Here is a 15,409-nt window from a genome sequence, read left to right on the forward strand (position 1 = left end):
ACGACGTTCCCACGAGCCTCCTGGACGAGGACGACCTCCCGCCGTTCTGGGACTGACCTGCCCCACCAGCCGGACGGCGACGCTGCCGTCCGTGACAAGAAGCGTGCGTGACGTCAGCTGACGTCACGCACGCGGATCATGCCCTCCTGGGCGATCGACGCCACGAGCGTGCCGTCCTGCGCGAAGATGCGCGCGGCGCCGAGCCCACGGCCACCCGACGCGCTCGGCGAGCTCTGCACGTAGAGCAGCCACTCGTCCGCACGCACGTCACGGTGCCACCACATCGCGTGGTCGAGGCTCGCGATCGAGAGCCCACGCGTGGCCCATCCGAGGTCTGCACGCCGCAGCACCGGCTCGAGCATGAGCTGGTCGCACGCGTACACCGTCATGGCGCGGTGCATGAGCTGCCCGCCCTCGACGGGGCCCCGCGCGCGCAGCCACACCATCTGCCGGTCGTCGCCCGACCGGTCGGTCGACAGGTAGAGCGACCCGTTGACGTGCCGGATGTCGAACGCAGCCTGGCTCGTCCAGAACTTCGCGACCGGGTGGTCGAGCGAGCCGAGCTTGTCGACCGCAGACTCGACCGACTCGGGCGCGGGCGCGTCGGGCATCCGCTGCGCCTCGTCGATGCCCGGCTGGACCTCCTGGAACGACGCCGTCATCGTGAGGATCGGCTTGCCGCCCTGCAACGCGTGCACCTGCCGCACGCTGAACGAGCGGCCGTCGCGCATCCGCTCGACCTCGAACGTGATGGGCTCGTCGAGGGCGCCCGGCCGCAGGAAGTAGCCGTGCAGCGAGTGGGGCTGGCGCTCGGCGGCCGTCGTCGCGCCAGCAGCGAGGAGCGACTGCGCGAGCACCTGGCCGCCGTACACGCGACCGTTGAGCTGCGGCAGGCTCGTACCGACGAACGTGTCGTCGCCCGTACGGTCGAGCTCGAGGACGGCCTGGAGGTTGCGGAAGGGCTCCGCAGCCACGGGGGGAGTCTGGGTCGTGTCGGTCATCTGAGCCTCAGTCGTCGAACGTGTTGAGCATCGAGTGGGCGGCACGCTCGACGTAGTCGAGCATCTCGGACTCGTGCAACGGGGAGAGCCCGGCGCTGCGCACCGCGGCGGTCATGTGCGTGATCCAGCGGTCGCGCGCGAGCGGGTTGACCTTGTACGGCATGTGCCGCGCGCGCAGGCGCGGGTGCCCGCGACGCTCGGAGTACGTCGTCGGGCCGCCCCAGTACTGCTCGAGGAACATGACCATGCGCTCGTTGGCCGGGCCGAGGTCTTCCTCGGGGTACATCGGGCGCAGGACGTCGTCAGCCGCGACGCCCTCGTAGAAGGCGTCGACGATCCGCTGGAAGGTCTCGTGACCTCCCACCGCTGCGTAGAAGGAGTCGTCAGTCACCGGACGATCCTCCCACGCCTGCGTCCGACGCCCGCGACCCAGGTCGCGGCGTGGGCGGGCTAGAGCCCGAGCTCGGCGAGCTGGGGGAGGCGCGCACGCACCGCGGTCCGGGCGGCCTCGGCGGTCTCGGCGTCGAGGGCGAGCCGGGCGACCTCGCGGCACTCCTCGAGCGTGACCGCCCCGAGCGCCGTCGCGATGTCCGGGATCGCGCGCGGCGTCATCGACAGGGAGGACACACCGAGCCCGACGAGCACGGCGGCGAGCGACGCGTGGGAAGCGGCCTCGCCGCACACGCCGACCGGGCGGTCCTGCTGCGCACCAGCCCGGCACGTCGCGGCGATCAGCTGGAGCACCGCCGGCTGCCACGGGTTCGAGAGCGCCGCGAGGGAGCCGAGCAGACGGTCGGCGGCCATCGTGTACTGCGTGAGGTCGTTCGTGCCGATCGACGCGAAGGACGCGCGGGCGAGGATGGGCCCGGCGAGCAGCGCCGCGCTCGGCACCTCGATCATGACGCCCGCCGTCGGCAGGCCGTGCCGGGTGCACGCCGCGACGAAGTCCTCGGTCTCGTCGACCGTCGACACCATCGGGGCCATGACCCACACCTCAGCCTCCTCGGCGGCGGCCGCCTGGGCGATCGCCTCGAGCTGGTCGTCGAGCAGGCCGGGCCACGTCGCGGCGGCACGCAGGCCGCGCACGCCGAGCGCGGGGTTCTCCTCGTCGGGCGACGTGAGGAAGAGCAGCGGCTTGTCGGCTCCCGAGTCGAGCGTCCGCAGGACGACCTTGCGCCCAGGGAAGCGGGACAGCACGCGACGGTACTGCTCCACCTGTTCCTCGACGCTCGGCGGCGTCTCGCGCCCGAGGAAGCAGAACTCCGAGCGGAACAGCCCGACGCCCTCGGCGCCGACGCGGGCAGCGGCGTCGGCGTCCTCAGGGTTGCCGATGTTGGCGAGGAGCTGGACGCGGTGCCCGTCGCTCGTGCGGCCGGTGCCGTCGAAGGTGCGGTCGATCGCGGCCAGCTTGCCCGCGGCCTCGATCTGCTCCTGCGTGGGGTGCAGGACGACGACGCCCGAGGCGCCGTTGACGAGGACCGTCGCGCCCTCCTCGAGGACGGCGCTCGCCCCGGCCGCGCCCACGATCGCGGGGATCCCGCGGGCGTTGGCGACGATCGCGGTGTGCGACGTCGGGCCTGCGCCGTCCGTGACGATCGCGAGGATCCGCTCGGGGTCGAGCGTCGCTGTCGTCGACGGTGCGAGGTCGGCGGCGACGAGCACGAACGGCTCGATACGGTCGGGGACGCCCGGGGCCTGGCGGCCGGTCAGCTGCGCGACGACGCGGTCGCGCACGTCGTGCACGTCGCTGGCACGCTCGGCGAGGTACCCGCCGAGGGCCTCGAGCTGCGCCGCGACGGCGTCGGCGGCCTCCCACACGGCCAGCTCAGGGACGAGGTGCTCCTCGACCACGCGGCGGTGCGCGTCAGCGCTCAGGGTCGGGTCTGCTGCGATCGCTGCGGTCGCGACGAGCACGTCCGCCGCGTCGCCCGTCGCATGGCTTGCTGCGGCCTCGAGCTGCGCGACGACGACCGCGACGGCCTCGGGGATGCGCGCCGCCGCGGCGACCGCGTCGTCGCTCGGGCTCAGGCGCAGGCCTGCCGGTGGCTGGGCGATCGGCTCGGGGAGGTGGACGACGGGACCAGAGACGATCCCGCGGCTCACGCCGATGCCGGTGATCGTCCGCTGCTCAGCTGCCGGGTTCACGGTGCCTCCGTTGCCTTCGTTGGCGGGTCGTCGAGGGGGTGTGACCGTCCTCAGTGTCTCCCCTCGGCGGCGCTGCGCCAAACGAGCAGCAGCGTGCTGACGTCCGGGGCGCTGACGGCAGCCCGGCTGCGGAACGCGACGTAGGCTAGGTGTGTGTGCGCCGGCCCGCAGGCCGGCCCGAAGCATCAGGCCGCGAGGTCCGCACCGGACTCGGCGGCTACGGACGAACACGGGAGTGCAGACATGAGCAAGGCGGAGCAGATCCTGGCTGCCCTCGGCGGCGGCGAGAACGTGGTCGACCTCGAGCCGTGCATCACGCGGCTGCGCGTCGAGGTCACGGACCCCGCGCAGGTCGACGAGGCCGGGCTGCGGGAGACGGGCGCCTTCGGTGTCGTGCGCTCCGGCCGGATCGTCCAGGTCATCGTCGGGCCGGAGGCGGACAACCTCGCCGCCGAGCTCGAGGGACTGCGCTGAGCATGGCGCGCGAACCGCTCGAGGTCGCGGCTCCGCTCGCGGGAACCGTCGCGTCGCTCGCTGACGTGCCCGACGAGGTCTTCGCGGCCGCGATGGTCGGACCGGGCGTCGCGATCATCCCTGACCCGGGGCAGGACCAGGCGGTCGTGGCCCCCGCGGACGGCGTCGTCGCGACGTCGTTCCCGCACGCGTTCGCGCTCGAGCTCGCCGACGGCCGCACGCTGCTCGTGCACCTCGGCGTCGACACCGTGGGCATGCGCGGCGCCGGGTTCGAGAAGCAGGTCGAGGCAGGCGCTGCCGTGCGCGCTGGCGACGTCATCGTGACCTGGTCGCCCGACGCCGTGACGGAGGCCGGGTACGCGGCGGTCTGCCCGGTCGTCGCCCTCCAGGGGGACGCGGAGGCGCTCGAGCTGCGCGCGGAGGTCGGCGCGAGGGTCGCGGCCGGCGACCCGCTGCTGCGCTGGATCTGAACCAGCAGGACTGACGACGCCCTGGCACCCGACGGGTGCCAGGGCGTCGTGCTGTGCGGCGTCAGTCCTCGCGGGTCTCCGTCGCTCCGGTCTCGCGCGCCGCCGTCGGCGCGCTCGCCGCGCCCTGCGGCGCAGCGGCGGTGGCCGGTGGCGCGAGAGCGGCGTTCGGCGGCACGGGTTCCGCGCTCTGCGGCGCGACGACGGTCATGCGCGCGGCTCCGACGAGCTCGACGCCCGCGTCGGTGAGCGCGGTGAGGCACGCGAGGCGCAGCGCACGGGAGACCTCGATCTGCTGGCCGGCCGCGACGCGGACGGTGACGCGGAACAGGAGCGACTCCCCGGACAGGTCCTCGATCCCCGAGACCTCGGGCTCGGCGAGGATGTGCGGGTTGAGCGCGTCGTCCGAGCGCACCTCGTCGGACGCCTGGCGCAGGAGGTTGCGCACGAGGGCGACGTCGGCGCCGTACGCGACGCGGACCTCCGCCATGGCGCGGCTCCAGCCCTGCGAGTGGTTGCCGACGCGGAGCACCTCTCCGTTGCGGATGTACCAGAGCGTGCCGTCGGCGTCACGCACCTTGGTGACGCGCAGGGCGACGGCCTCGACGGTGCCGATGACGGTGCCGAAGTCGACGACGTCGCCGACGCCGTACTGGTCCTCGAACAGCAGGAAGGTCCCGGACAGGAAGTCCTTGACGAGGCTCTGCGCGCCGAATCCGAGGGCGACGCCCGCGACGCCCGCGGAGGCGAGGAGCGGGGCGAGGTTGATGCTCAGCTCGTCGAGGACGAGCAGGACGATGATCGAACCGACGACGATCGAGGAGGTCGAGCGGAGCACGGACCCGAGGGTCTGGGCACGGTTCGCCCGGCGTTCGGCGGAGAGCGGGGTGACGCGGCGCAGGACGTTGCCGAAGTCGTTGCGGGGCTCGCGCGCGAGACGGTTGGTCACGCTGCGCAGGACGCGCCGGACGACGGCGAGGACGATCATGCCGACGACGAGGATGAGCGCGATGCGCAGGGGCGTCCCGACGAACCAGTCGAACCAGTGCGTCTCGACCTCGGCGCGGGTCGGGAGGTCGAGGTCTCCGGGCGTGGGCGAGGGGGTCGGGGTGGTGGCTCTGAGCATGCGCCAAGCCTAGGACGCGGGTGCTTGTGACGAAGATCACACCTCGTGAAAGGCGATGTTGCGTAACGTTTCTGAAACTTGCACCCGGATCGGGCGCCAAAGGCCCACGCGAAGGCCCGGGAGTCTGCAAAGATCGTGACGTGGAGCAACAAGCAGAACGAACTGAGTCGTTGCTGCGCCTCGCGAGGGAGTGCGGCGTTGCGACGGAGTACTGGTCCTTCGACGGTCACGAGCAGCAGGTCAGTGCTGACACTCTCGTGGCGGTCCTCGGAGCCCTGGGCATCGACGCGACCTCGCCCGCGCGGATCGACCTCGCGCTCGCGCACGCGGAGGATGCGCCGTGGCGCGAGCCGCTGCCGCCCACGGTGATCACTCGCCAGGGGCAGCCGGTCCAGATCCCCGTGCACGTCTGGGACGGCGAGCCGGTCGACGTCTGGATCGAGCTCGACCCTGAGACGGGTGGCGGTACGCGCCCGGCCTACCAGCAGGACGTCTACGTCCCGCCGCGCTGGGTCGACGGCCGCATGATCGGCCGCGCGACGTTCGAGATCCCGGGCGACCTGCCCCTGGGCTGGCACGTGCTCCGCTCGCGCAGCACCGACGGTGAGCACCGCGCGACCCTCGTCGTCACGCCTCAGCGTCTGTCCCTGCCGTCGCAGCTCGAGCACGGCCGTGCCTGGGGCTTCATGTCGCAGATCTACTCGGTCCGCTCCGAGCAGTCGTGGGGCCTCGGCGACTTCGACGACCTCGCCGCCACCGCCTGGCGGTCGGCTGCCGAGCTCGGCGCCGACTTCCTGCTGATCAACCCCGTGCACGCGGGCGAGTCCGGCGTCCCGATGACGCCGTCGCCCTACCTGCCGACGACGCGTCGCTTCGTCAACCCGATCTACGTCCGCCCCGAGAACATCGAGGAGGCCGGCTACCTCACCGCAGCCGACCGTTCGCTCGTCGAGTGGGCCGCCGAGGAGGCGCACGCGCTCAACCGCGCCACGGACCCGATCGACCGCGACCTCGTGTGGACCACGAAGAAGTCCGCGCTCGAGGTCATCTTCGCCGCCCCGCGCTCCGCCTACCGCCAGGCGAGGTACGAGAGCTTCAAGTCCGCCGAGGGCAAGGGCCTCGAGGACTTCGCGCTGTGGTCGGCCATCAAGGAGATCCACCCCGAGGAGGTGTGGCCCGACGAGCTCCTCGACATCACCGGCCCCGCCGTGACCGCTCTGCGCGAGCGCCTCGGCGACCGCATCGAGTTCTTCTCCTGGCTCCAGTGGGTCGCCGACGAGCAGCTCGCTGCGGCGCAGGCCGCAGCCCTCGAGGGCGGCATGTCGCTCGGGATCATGCACGACCTCGCGGTCGGCGTGCACCCGGCGGGAGCCGACGCATGGACGATGCGCCACGTGCTCGCGACCGGTGCGTCCGTGGGCGCTCCTCCGGACATGTACAACCAGCAGGGCCAGGACTGGTCCCAGCCGCCGTGGCACCCGAAGGAGCTCGGTCGGGTGGGCTACCGCCCGCTGCGCGACATGCTGCGGACGGTCCTGCGGCACGCGGGAGCGATCCGCATCGACCATGTCATCGGACTGTTCCGCCTCTGGTGGATCCCGTCAGGCTCGAGCCCGAAGGACGGGGCCTACGTCCGCTACGACCACGACGCGATCATCGGCATCCTCGCTCTCGAGGCGCAGCGTGCTGGCGCGGTCGTCATCGGCGAGGACCTCGGCACGTTCGAGGGCTGGGTCCGTGACTACCTCGCCGACCGCGGGATCCTCGGCACGTCGATCCTGTGGTTCGAGAAGGGGTACGACGGCAACGCGCTCGCGCCCGAGAGCTACCGACGCATGTCGCTCACGTCTGTCACGACCCACGACCTGCCCCCGACCGCGGGATACCTCGCCGGGGAGCACGTCGAGCTGCGCGAGAGCCTCGGCCTGCTGCAGGCGCCCGTCCAGGTCGTCCGCAACGAGGCCCGTGCTGAGCGGGAGGACATGGTCCGGCTCCTCGCGAGCCGCGGCCTGATCGGCGACGACCCGTCGGAGCGGGAGCTCGTCGAGGCGTTGCACCGCCTCATCAAGCTCACGCCGTCGGTCCTCCTCGGCGTCTCGATCGCAGACGCTGTCGGGGAGCGCCGGGCGCAGAACCAGCCGGGCACCGACCTCGAGTACCCGAACTGGAAGGTGCCGCTCGGAGACTCGACCGGGCAGACCGTCCTGCTCGACGAGCTGTTCGAGAACCCGCGCCTGCGCTCGCTCGCGGCGGTCATGAAGAACGCCTGACACCAGCCCTTGCCGTACGACGGCCCGTCACCCCACGTGGGTGGCGGGCCGTCGTCGTCGCGGCGGTGCGGGGCGTGGGCCCGCCTGAGACGCGGACAGCCCGGTCACACACGCGAGGTGTGCGACCGGGATGTCCGTGGGGCGGGTGGCGGTCAAACGACCGCCGGTCCGGTCAGGCCTGGGCGTCGACCGCCTGCGCGGCCAGGGCCCGCTCGACGTCGGCGAGACCCTCGACCGCGAGGCGACGCAGCGCGGGCGGCGCCACACGCTCCGCACCCTCCGCGTGCGCGTCGAGCCACGCCTTCGCTGCCGATCGCAGGTGCTCGTCGGCGAGGACTGCCGGGAAGAGCCCCTCGATGAGCTCCTCGGCGATGTGGTACGACCGCGAGTCCCAGATCGGGAACAGGGACGCGAAGTACGTCTCCACGAACGGCGCAAGGAGCTGCGGGTCGTGCGCAGTGACGAAGCCGGCGGCCGTCGCACGGATGATCGCGTTCGGCTTGCCCTCCTCGTCGACGACGCTCGACCACGCCGCCTGCTTCGCCTCGAGCGTGGGGATCGCCGCACGCGCGTGGGCGGCCTGCTGCTCGCCCGACGCCGTCGCGTCCGCGGCGAGCGCCGCGTCGATCTCGGCCGTGCCGGCACGACCACCCGCGACGAGCGCGAACAGCAGCTCCCAGCGCAGGTCCGTGTCGACCGTGAGGCCCTCGAGCTCGACGTCGCCCGTCAGGAGCGCGTCGATCGCATCGAGCTGGCTCGGCGTCGAGGCGACCTGCGCGAAGAACTTCACGAACTGGAACTGCGCGTCGGACGCCGGGTCCGCGCTCTGCGCGAACGCCCACAGGGCGTCAGCGACCGCCTCGAGCGTCTGCGTGCGGCGCGCGGGCGCGACGTAGCTGCGTGCCGCGAGGACGACCTGGCCGAGAGTCGTGCGCAACGTTGTCGAGCCCGTCTCCGACGGGATGTTGTTGACGACGAGCCGCACGAACTCGCTCGCAGGCACCTCGCCGTCGCGCGTCGCGTCCCAGAAGGAGCCCCACACGAGCGCACGCGCCAGCGGGTCCGTGATCTCCGCAAGGTGCTCGACGGCGGTGGCGCGCGAGACCTCGTCGAGCCGGATCTTCGCGTACGCGAGGTCGTCGTCGTTGAGGAGGACGAGGTCCGGGCGGGCGAGACCCACGAGCTCGGGCACGTCGGTGCGCTCGCCCGCGACGTCGAGCTCGACACGGTGCGTGCGGCTCAGGCCGTCGTCGGTGAGCGTGTAGAAGCCGACCGCGAGGCGGTGCGGGCGCAGCGTCGGGTGCGACGCGGCGGCGCTCTGCAGGATCGCGAACGACTCGATCGTGCCGTCAGCTGCGGCCGTGATCTCGGGCCGAAGCGTGTTGACGCCAGCCGTCTCGAGCCACAGGCGGCTCCACTCGCCCAGGTCGCGGCCGGACGCAGCCTCGAGCTCGGTGAGGAGGTCGCTCAGCTCCGTGTTGCCGAACTGGTGCTTGCGGAAGTACGCGGCGACGCCCTTCATGAACGACTCGAGGCCCACCCACGCGACGAGCTGCTTGAGCACCGAGCCGCCCTTGGCGTACGTGATGCCGTCGAAGTTGACCTGCACGTCGTCGAGGTCGTTGATCGTCGCGACGATCGGGTGCGTCGACGGCAGCTGGTCCTGGCGGTAGGCCCAGGCCTTCTCCATCGAGCCGAACGTCGTCCACGCGTCGGTCCACTCGGTCGCCTCCGCGGTCGCGAGCGTCGACGCCCACTCCGCGAACGACTCGTTGAGCCACAGGTCGTTCCACCAGCGCATCGTCACGAGGTCGCCGAACCACATGTGCGCGAGCTCGTGGAGGATCGTCACGACGCGACGCTCCTTGACGGCGTCGGTCACCTTGGAACGGAACACGTACGACTCGGTGAACGTCACGCAGCCCGCGTTCTCCATCGCACCCATGTTGTACTCCGGCACGAAGAGCTGGTCGTACTTCGTGAACGGGTACGGGAAGTCGAAGTGCTTCTCGAAGAACTCGAAGCCCTGGCGGGTCTTGTCGAAGACGTAGTCCGCGTCCATGTGCTCCGCGAGCGACGCGCGGCAGAAGACGCCGAGCGGGATCGTACGCCCGTCGGAGCTCGTTAGCTCGCTCCGGGCGACCCAGTACGGGCCGGCGACGAGAGCGGTGATGTAGGAGGAGATGCGCGGCGTCGGCGCGAACACGTACGTCGCCTTGTCGCCGTCGACGGACGGCTCGGGCGTCGGCTCGTTCGACACGACCTGCCAGCCGTTCGGCGCGGTCACCGTGAACTGGAACGTCGCCTTGAGGTCAGGCTGCTCGAACACCGTGAACACACGGCGAGAGTCCGGCACCTCGAACTGCGTGTAGACGTACACCTCGCCGTCGACCGGGTCGACGAAGCGGTGCAGGCCCTCGCCCGTGTTCGTGTAGGCGCAGTCGGCGACGACGCGCAGCTCGTTCTGCTCGGCGAGGTCGGTGAGGGTGATGCGCGAGTCGGCGAACACTGCGGCCGGGTCGAGCGAGCGCCCGTTGAGCGTGGCCTCACGGACGGTCGGTGCGACGAGGTCGATGAACGTGCTCGCGCCCTGCGTCGCGGTGAAGCGGACGACGGTCGTGGAGGCGAAGGTCGTGGGCCCGGTCGTGAGGTCCAGGTCGATCTCGTAGGACTGGGTCGCGACGATGCTGGCGCGTTCGGCGGCCTCGGCGCGGGTGAGGTTCTCTCCGGGCACTGCTGCTCCTCGGTTCGTCGCGAGCGGGCGCACGGCGCCTCTGCTCGCGGAGGTGGGTCGCCACGCGAAGGTGGACGTGACGTTCTCGATCATCCCACGCGCGTCCCTCGGAGCTCTCGTGGAATATGGGCGCGGGACGGCACGTTCGGCCCGGTGAGACAGCACCCGCGACGCAGACGACACGAGGAGCACCATGACCGAGACCGCCACGACCACGACCGCTGCCGCGAACGGGCAGAAGGACGTCGCCGACTTCTGGTTCGACCCCGCCTGCCCCTGGGCGTGGATGACGTCGCGCTGGATCACCGAGGTCGAGAAGGTCCGCGACATCGAGGTCCGCTGGCACGTCATGAGCCTGTCGGTCCTCAACGAGGGTCGCGACCTCCCCGACGACTACCGCGCGATGCTCGACGACTGCTGGGGACCCGTGCGCGTCGTCGTGGCAGCGAGCGTGGAGCACGGTGAGCAGGTCATCAAGCCGCTCTACGACGCGATCGGCACCCGGTTCCACCCGCAGGGCCGCACGGACCGGCGCGAGGTCGTGGTCGAGGCGCTCGCGGAGGTCGGGCTGCCCGCGTCGCTCATCGACGTGTACGACACGGATCGCTACGACGAGCAGCTGCGCGCCTCGCACGCCGAGGGGATCGCAAAGGTCGGGGAGGACGTCGGCACGCCGGTCGTCGCGTTCAACGGCACCGCCTTCTTCGGCCCGGTCATCACGCCTGCCCCGAAGGGCGAGGCAGCGGGCCGGTTGTGGGACGGCGTCGTCCTGGTCTCCGAGTTCGACGGGTTCTACGAGCTCAAGCGCACCCGCACGCAGGGCCCGGTCTTCGACTGACTCCTCCTGCGCCGGCGGGCCTGTGCGCCTACCCTGGGACGTGCGTCGGGTGGGGGCCGGGCCCGTCGGCGCGCCCGCAGACCCCTGATCGCGAGCCCGGTGCCAGGAGCGATGTCGATGAGTGCAGGACCGTCCCCCCGTCCGCGGTTGAGCAACGGGATGATCGCGTTCATCCTCGTGGACGTGATCCTCGTGCTGGCGGTCGTCATCGTCGCGTTCGTGACGTTCCGTGGGCCGGGCTCCCCGTCGACGCCGACGGCGACGAGCACCGCGACGTCGAGCGCGACGCCATCGGCTGCGGGCCAGGACGCCCCAGCGCCCGTCGAGCGGACGGGCACGGCACGGACGTTCGCGTCGCCGAGCGGGAACATCACGTGCACGGTCGACGAGACGGGTGCCCGGTGCGGGATCGCGAGCCTTGCGAACGACCCGGCCCCGGTCGAGGGCTGCGACGGCAGCGTCGGGCACGTGTACGTCGTCACGCCGGATGGCGTGCCTGAGGTGCCGTGCGTGTCGAAGGACGAGAAGCCCGCGAAGGCCAAGAAGTCGGTCGACGTGCTCGACTACGGGGAGGTCGTGCGCGAGTTCGGCTACACGTGCATGAGCGAGGAGGCTGGCGTGACGTGCACGGACGACACGACGGGTCGCGGGTTCACGCTCGCCCGCGCCGGCGGCGAGATCCGCTGAGAGCACGACGACGGCCCCGGACCTGAGCGGCAGGTTCCGGGGCCGTCGTCGTGCTTGGGGTCACCAGATGCGCACGCGCTCCTCGGGGGCGAGGTACAGGGCGTCGCCCTGCGCGACGTCGAACGCCTCGTAGAACTCGTCGACGTTGCTGACGATGCCGTTGCAGCGGAACTCGGCGGGGGAGTGCGGGTCGATCGCGAGCAGGCGGATCGCCTCCTCGTCGCGCGCCTTCGTCTGCCACACCTGCGCCCAGCCGAGCAGCACGCGCTGAGCACCGGTCAGGCCGTCGATCACGGGCGCGGACGCGAGATCGCCGCCGAGGGCGATCCGGTACGCCTTGAACGCGATCGACAGCCCACCGAGGTCACCGATGTTCTCGCCGATCGTCAGCGCGCCGTTGACGTGGTGATCGGTGCCGGCGAGCTGCGCGGGGACGAACGCGTCGTACTGGGCGATGAGCGCCTTGGTGCGTGCCTCGAACTCGGTGCGGTCCTGCTCGGTCCACCAGTCCTCGAGGCGCCCGGCGCCGTCGTACTTCGAGCCCTGGTCGTCGAAGCCGTGGCCGATCTCGTGGCCGATGACCCCGCCGATGCCGCCGTAGTTGACGGCGTCGTCGGCCTCCGGGTCGAAGAACGGGGGCTGGAGGATCGCGGCGGGGAAGACGATCTCGTTCATGCCGGGGTTGTAGTACGCGTTGACGGTCTGCGGGGTCATGAACCACTCGTCGCGGTCGATCGGCTTGCCGATCTTGTCCAGCTCGTGGTCGAGGTCGAACGCGTTCGACCGACGGACGTTGCCGACGAGGTCGGCGGGGTCGACGACGAGCGCGGAGTAGTCCCGCCACTTCGTCGGGTAGCCGATCTTCGGGTTGAACGTGTCGAGCTTGGCGAGCGCCTTGACCTTGGTCTCCTCGCCCATCCAGTCGAGCTCGGTGATGGACTGCCGGTACGCCTCGATGAGGTTCGCGACGAGCCGCTCCATGTGGGCCTTGTGCGTCGGCGGGAAGTGCCGCTCGACGTAGACGCGGCCGACGGCCTCGCCGAGCGCGCCCTCGACGACCGAGACGCCGCGACGCCAGCGCTCGCGCAGCTCCTGCGCACCGGTGAGAGTGCGCCCGTAGAAGTCGAAGTTCGCCTCGACCAGCTCGTCGGTGAGGTACGGCGCGCGGGCGGAGATCGCGTGATAGGCGAGCCAGAGGCGCCAGTCCTCGAGGTCCGCCTCGGCCCACAGCCGGGCGAACGCGACGGCAAAGGAGGGCTCACGGACGACGACGCGCGCGAACGTCTCGGGGGAGGCGCCGAGCGCCTCGACCCATGCGTCCCAGTCGAAGCCCGAGGCCTGCTGCGCGAGGTCGGCGAGAGTCATGGGGTTGTACGTCGCCTCGGCCTCGCGGTCGCGGACGACGTCCCAGTGCTCGGCTGCGAGCAGGGTCTCGTGCGCGAGGACATGCTCGCCCGCAGCCTGCGCGTCACCCTCGGGGACGACGCCGCCGAGGTGGAGCATGCGCCCGACGTGCGCCGCGTACGCGGTGCGCACGTCGGCGTACTGCTCCTCGCGGTAGTACGACTCGTCCGGCAGGCCGAGCCCGGACTGCATGAGGTAGACGACGTACGTCTCCGGGTCGTGCGCGTCGTTGTCGACCCAGAACGCGAGCCCCGAGGCGGCGCCCGTGCGCTGCAGCGACCCCAGGACGCGCGTCAGCGCCTCGCGGTCTGCGGCGTCGCGGACCGGTGCGAGGTCCTCTTCGAGCGGCGTGGTGCCGAGCTCAGCGATGCGGTCGGTGTCCATGAAGCTGGCGAACATCGCCCCGACCTGGGTGCGGGCGAGCGCCTGCGGGTCCGCGGCGTCGTCGGTGCCTGCCGCGGCACCCTCGCCAGCCTCGACGATGATGTCGCGGACGTGCTCCTCGGCACGGTCGTGCAGCGCGCGGAACGCGCCGTCGCGCGCGCGGTCCGCCGGGATCTCGTGCGAGTCGATCCAGCGGCCGTTGACGTGGCGGTAGAGGTCGTCCTGCGGGCGGGTGGCCGCGTCGAGCGCGTCGAGGTCGATGCCGGAGCGCAGCGTGGCGTTGTCGTCGATCGTCATGCGCCCACCCTAGGTGTGGTGACCGACATCCGGCGTGCCGAGAGTGTCAGCCGGTCCTAGGGGCTCGTACCGCCGTGCGGCACAATGGGCGCATGCGCGTTCACATCGCTTCTGACCATGCCGGATTCGCTCTCAAGACTCACCTGATCGAGCACCTCGGTGCCACGGGCCACGACGTCGTGGACCACGGCGCGTTCGAGTACGACGCCCAGGACGACTACCCGGCCTTCTGCTTCTCGGCTGCTGAGGCCGTCGTGGCTGAGCCGGGTTCGCTCGGCATCGTCATCGGCGGCTCGGGGAACGGCGAGCAGATCGCCGCGAACAAGGTGCCTGGCGTCCGCGCCGCGCTCGCCTGGAGCGTCGAGACGGCGAAGCTGGGCCGCCAGCACAATGACGCGAACGTCATCGCGATCGGTGAGCGTCGGCACTCGCTCGAGGAGGCGACGACGTTCGTCGACGCGTTCCTCACCGAGCCGTTCAGCGGCGACGAGCGTCACCAGCGTCGTATCGACCAGCTCGCGGCGTACGAGGCCGCGCGCTGATCGTGCCGCACCTCACCGGGGTGGTGCCGCGTGCCTGAGGGGCACACGGTCCACCGGTTGGCGCGCACGTTCGACGACCTCTTCGGTGGTGCACCTGTCGCGGTGACGAGCCCGCAGGGCCGCTTCGCAGCAGGTGCGGCGCGCCTCGACGGGCGCGTGCTCGTGCACGCGCAGGCCTTCGGCAAGCAGATGTTCCTCGGCTTCGCGCCGCGCGGTGTGGGCCCGGGGGAGCGCGTCGCGGAGGCCGAGTCGGACTGGCTGCGCGTCCACCTCGGCCTGTACGGCTCCTGGACGTTCGCGGGCGACGGCTCGGTCGCCGTCGTGCACGCGATCGGCGCGCCGCGCAGGCGCGTCGGCGAGACCGAGACGTCGCTGCCGGACGCGCACGACGACGTCGCGCCGGACGACGTCGACGGCCCGTTCGTGCCCGCGGCGCCGCGGGGCCAGGTGCGCGTGCGGATCCTCGGCGAGCACGCCGTCGCCGACCTCACCGGCCCGACCGCGTGCGAGGTCGTCACCGACGCCGAGCGCCTCGCGGTCGTCACGAGGCTCGGCCCCGACCCGATCCGCGACGACGCCGACCCGCAGCGCTTCGTCGACCGCGCCCACCGCTCGCGTACCGCCATCGGCCTGCAGCTCATGAACCAGGACTTCATCGCAGGCGTCGGCAACATCTACCGCGCCGAGGCGCTCTTCCGCGCGGGCCTCGACCCGTCGCTGCCCGGCACCGCCGTCCCCACGGAGACGCTGCGCGCCCTGTGGGACGACCTCGTCGGTCTCATGCGCGACGGCGTGCGCACCGGACGCATCGTCACGACCCGCCCCGAGCACCGGGGCCGCGGCCACGAGCTCGGGCACATGGACGCGCGACGCGTCCGCCAGAACACGGACGGCGACCCGAACGTCGTCAGCCGCGACGAGTCGTTCTACGTCTACCACCGCGACGGGCTCGCGTGCCGGGTGTGCGGAACCCCCGTCCAGGTGCGGGACGCCGCGGGCCGCAACCTCTTCTGGTGCCCGACCTGTCAGTCGTGAGCCGG

Annotated in this window: 13 protein-coding genes; 7 read left to right on the plus strand and 6 right to left on the minus strand. The window is 71.7% G+C overall.

What is annotated here, in order from left to right; translation table 11 throughout:
• Window positions 1–113 precede the first annotated feature (113 nt).
• From AC4F3Q_RS02910 to ptsP, 3 genes are read right to left on the minus strand one after another with little or no spacing between them, the layout of a single operon-like run.
• Window positions 114–1,001 (minus strand): acyl-CoA thioesterase, encoded by an 888-nt coding sequence (locus tag AC4F3Q_RS02910; RefSeq protein WP_491038650.1) that lies wholly within the window; start codon window positions 999–1,001, stop codon window positions 114–116.
• Between the two features lie 7 nt (window positions 1,002–1,008).
• Complete coding sequence (locus tag AC4F3Q_RS02915; protein ID WP_168445994.1) at window positions 1,009–1,392, minus strand: globin; 384 nt, start codon at window positions 1,390–1,392, stop codon at window positions 1,009–1,011.
• Window positions 1,393–1,451: 59 nt separating this feature from the next.
• Window positions 1,452–3,146 carry a phosphoenolpyruvate--protein phosphotransferase gene (gene ptsP, locus AC4F3Q_RS02920; protein WP_491038651.1) on the minus strand — a complete coding sequence of 565 codons (1,695 nt, stop codon included), beginning with the start codon at window positions 3,144–3,146 and terminating at the stop codon, window positions 1,452–1,454.
• Window positions 3,147–3,299: 153 nt separating this feature from the next.
• Here ptsP and AC4F3Q_RS02925 point away from each other — a divergent pair, with 153 nt between their 5' ends.
• The gene (locus AC4F3Q_RS02925; protein ID WP_350308681.1) at window positions 3,300–3,620 is read left to right on the plus strand and encodes a PTS sugar transporter subunit IIB; all 321 of its coding nucleotides are present in this window, start codon (window positions 3,300–3,302) and stop codon (window positions 3,618–3,620) included.
• A 2-nt stretch (window positions 3,621–3,622) separates the two neighbouring features.
• Window positions 3,623–4,090: a PTS sugar transporter subunit IIA gene (locus tag AC4F3Q_RS02930; RefSeq protein WP_168445992.1), complete on the plus strand. Its 468-nt coding sequence runs from the start codon at window positions 3,623–3,625 to the stop codon at window positions 4,088–4,090.
• 61 nt (window positions 4,091–4,151) lie between these two features.
• Here AC4F3Q_RS02930 and AC4F3Q_RS02935 read toward each other — a convergent pair whose 3' ends face one another.
• Complete coding sequence (locus AC4F3Q_RS02935; RefSeq protein ID WP_491038652.1) at window positions 4,152–5,213, minus strand: mechanosensitive ion channel family protein; 1,062 nt, start codon at window positions 5,211–5,213, stop codon at window positions 4,152–4,154.
• 140 nt (window positions 5,214–5,353) lie between these two features.
• Here AC4F3Q_RS02935 and malQ point away from each other — a divergent pair, with 140 nt between their 5' ends.
• A complete protein-coding gene (gene malQ / locus AC4F3Q_RS02940) occupies window positions 5,354–7,483 on the plus strand; it encodes a 4-alpha-glucanotransferase (protein ID WP_491038653.1) in 2,130 nt (709 codons plus the stop codon).
• A 172-nt stretch (window positions 7,484–7,655) separates the two neighbouring features.
• Here the strand turns inward: malQ and pepN are convergent, their stop codons facing one another.
• On the minus strand, window positions 7,656–10,217 hold the full coding sequence (pepN, locus tag AC4F3Q_RS02945; protein WP_491038654.1) for an aminopeptidase N: 2,562 nt from the start codon (window positions 10,215–10,217) through the stop codon (window positions 7,656–7,658).
• Between the two features lie 193 nt (window positions 10,218–10,410).
• Between pepN and AC4F3Q_RS02950 the strand changes: the two genes are divergently transcribed.
• Together AC4F3Q_RS02950 and AC4F3Q_RS02955 are read left to right on the plus strand one after the other, a co-directional pair.
• Window positions 10,411–11,055: a mycothiol-dependent nitroreductase Rv2466c family protein gene (locus AC4F3Q_RS02950; RefSeq protein ID WP_491038655.1), complete on the plus strand. Its 645-nt coding sequence runs from the start codon at window positions 10,411–10,413 to the stop codon at window positions 11,053–11,055.
• 117 nt (window positions 11,056–11,172) lie between these two features.
• Window positions 11,173–11,742: a hypothetical protein gene (locus tag AC4F3Q_RS02955; protein ID WP_491038656.1), complete on the plus strand. Its 570-nt coding sequence runs from the start codon at window positions 11,173–11,175 to the stop codon at window positions 11,740–11,742.
• Between the two features lie 60 nt (window positions 11,743–11,802).
• On the opposite strand, the gene AC4F3Q_RS02960 is transcribed toward AC4F3Q_RS02955, so the two are convergent.
• Window positions 11,803–13,827 (minus strand): M13 family metallopeptidase, encoded by a 2,025-nt coding sequence (locus AC4F3Q_RS02960; protein ID WP_491038657.1) that lies wholly within the window; start codon window positions 13,825–13,827, stop codon window positions 11,803–11,805.
• Between the two features lie 92 nt (window positions 13,828–13,919).
• Here AC4F3Q_RS02960 and AC4F3Q_RS02965 point away from each other — a divergent pair, with 92 nt between their 5' ends.
• Window positions 13,920–14,369 (plus strand): ribose-5-phosphate isomerase, encoded by a 450-nt coding sequence (locus AC4F3Q_RS02965; protein WP_491038658.1) that lies wholly within the window; start codon window positions 13,920–13,922, stop codon window positions 14,367–14,369.
• 30 nt (window positions 14,370–14,399) lie between these two features.
• A complete protein-coding gene (locus AC4F3Q_RS02970) occupies window positions 14,400–15,404 on the plus strand; it encodes an Fpg/Nei family DNA glycosylase (protein WP_491038659.1) in 1,005 nt (334 codons plus the stop codon).
• Window positions 15,405–15,409: the final 5 nt, after the last annotated feature.

The sequence above is a fragment of the Flavimobilis sp. BM9 genome (assembly GCF_058313055.1).

Excerpts from the sequence above, each read along its gene's own strand:
- AC4F3Q_RS02910 (WP_491038650.1), bottom strand. The coding sequence starts at position 1,001 with ATGACCGACACGACCCAGACTCCCCCCGTGGCTGCGGAGCCCTTCCGC.
- AC4F3Q_RS02930 (WP_168445992.1), top strand. The coding sequence starts at position 3,623 with ATGGCGCGCGAACCGCTCGAGGTCGCGGCTCCGCTCGCGGGAACCGTC.
- AC4F3Q_RS02935 (WP_491038652.1), bottom strand. The coding sequence starts at position 5,213 with ATGCTCAGAGCCACCACCCCGACCCCCTCGCCCACGCCCGGAGACCTC.
- AC4F3Q_RS02950 (WP_491038655.1), top strand. The coding sequence starts at position 10,411 with ATGACCGAGACCGCCACGACCACGACCGCTGCCGCGAACGGGCAGAAG.
- AC4F3Q_RS02955 (WP_491038656.1), top strand. The coding sequence starts at position 11,173 with ATGAGTGCAGGACCGTCCCCCCGTCCGCGGTTGAGCAACGGGATGATC.
- AC4F3Q_RS02960 (WP_491038657.1), bottom strand. The coding sequence starts at position 13,827 with ATGACGATCGACGACAACGCCACGCTGCGCTCCGGCATCGACCTCGAC.
- AC4F3Q_RS02965 (WP_491038658.1), top strand. The coding sequence starts at position 13,920 with ATGCGCGTTCACATCGCTTCTGACCATGCCGGATTCGCTCTCAAGACT.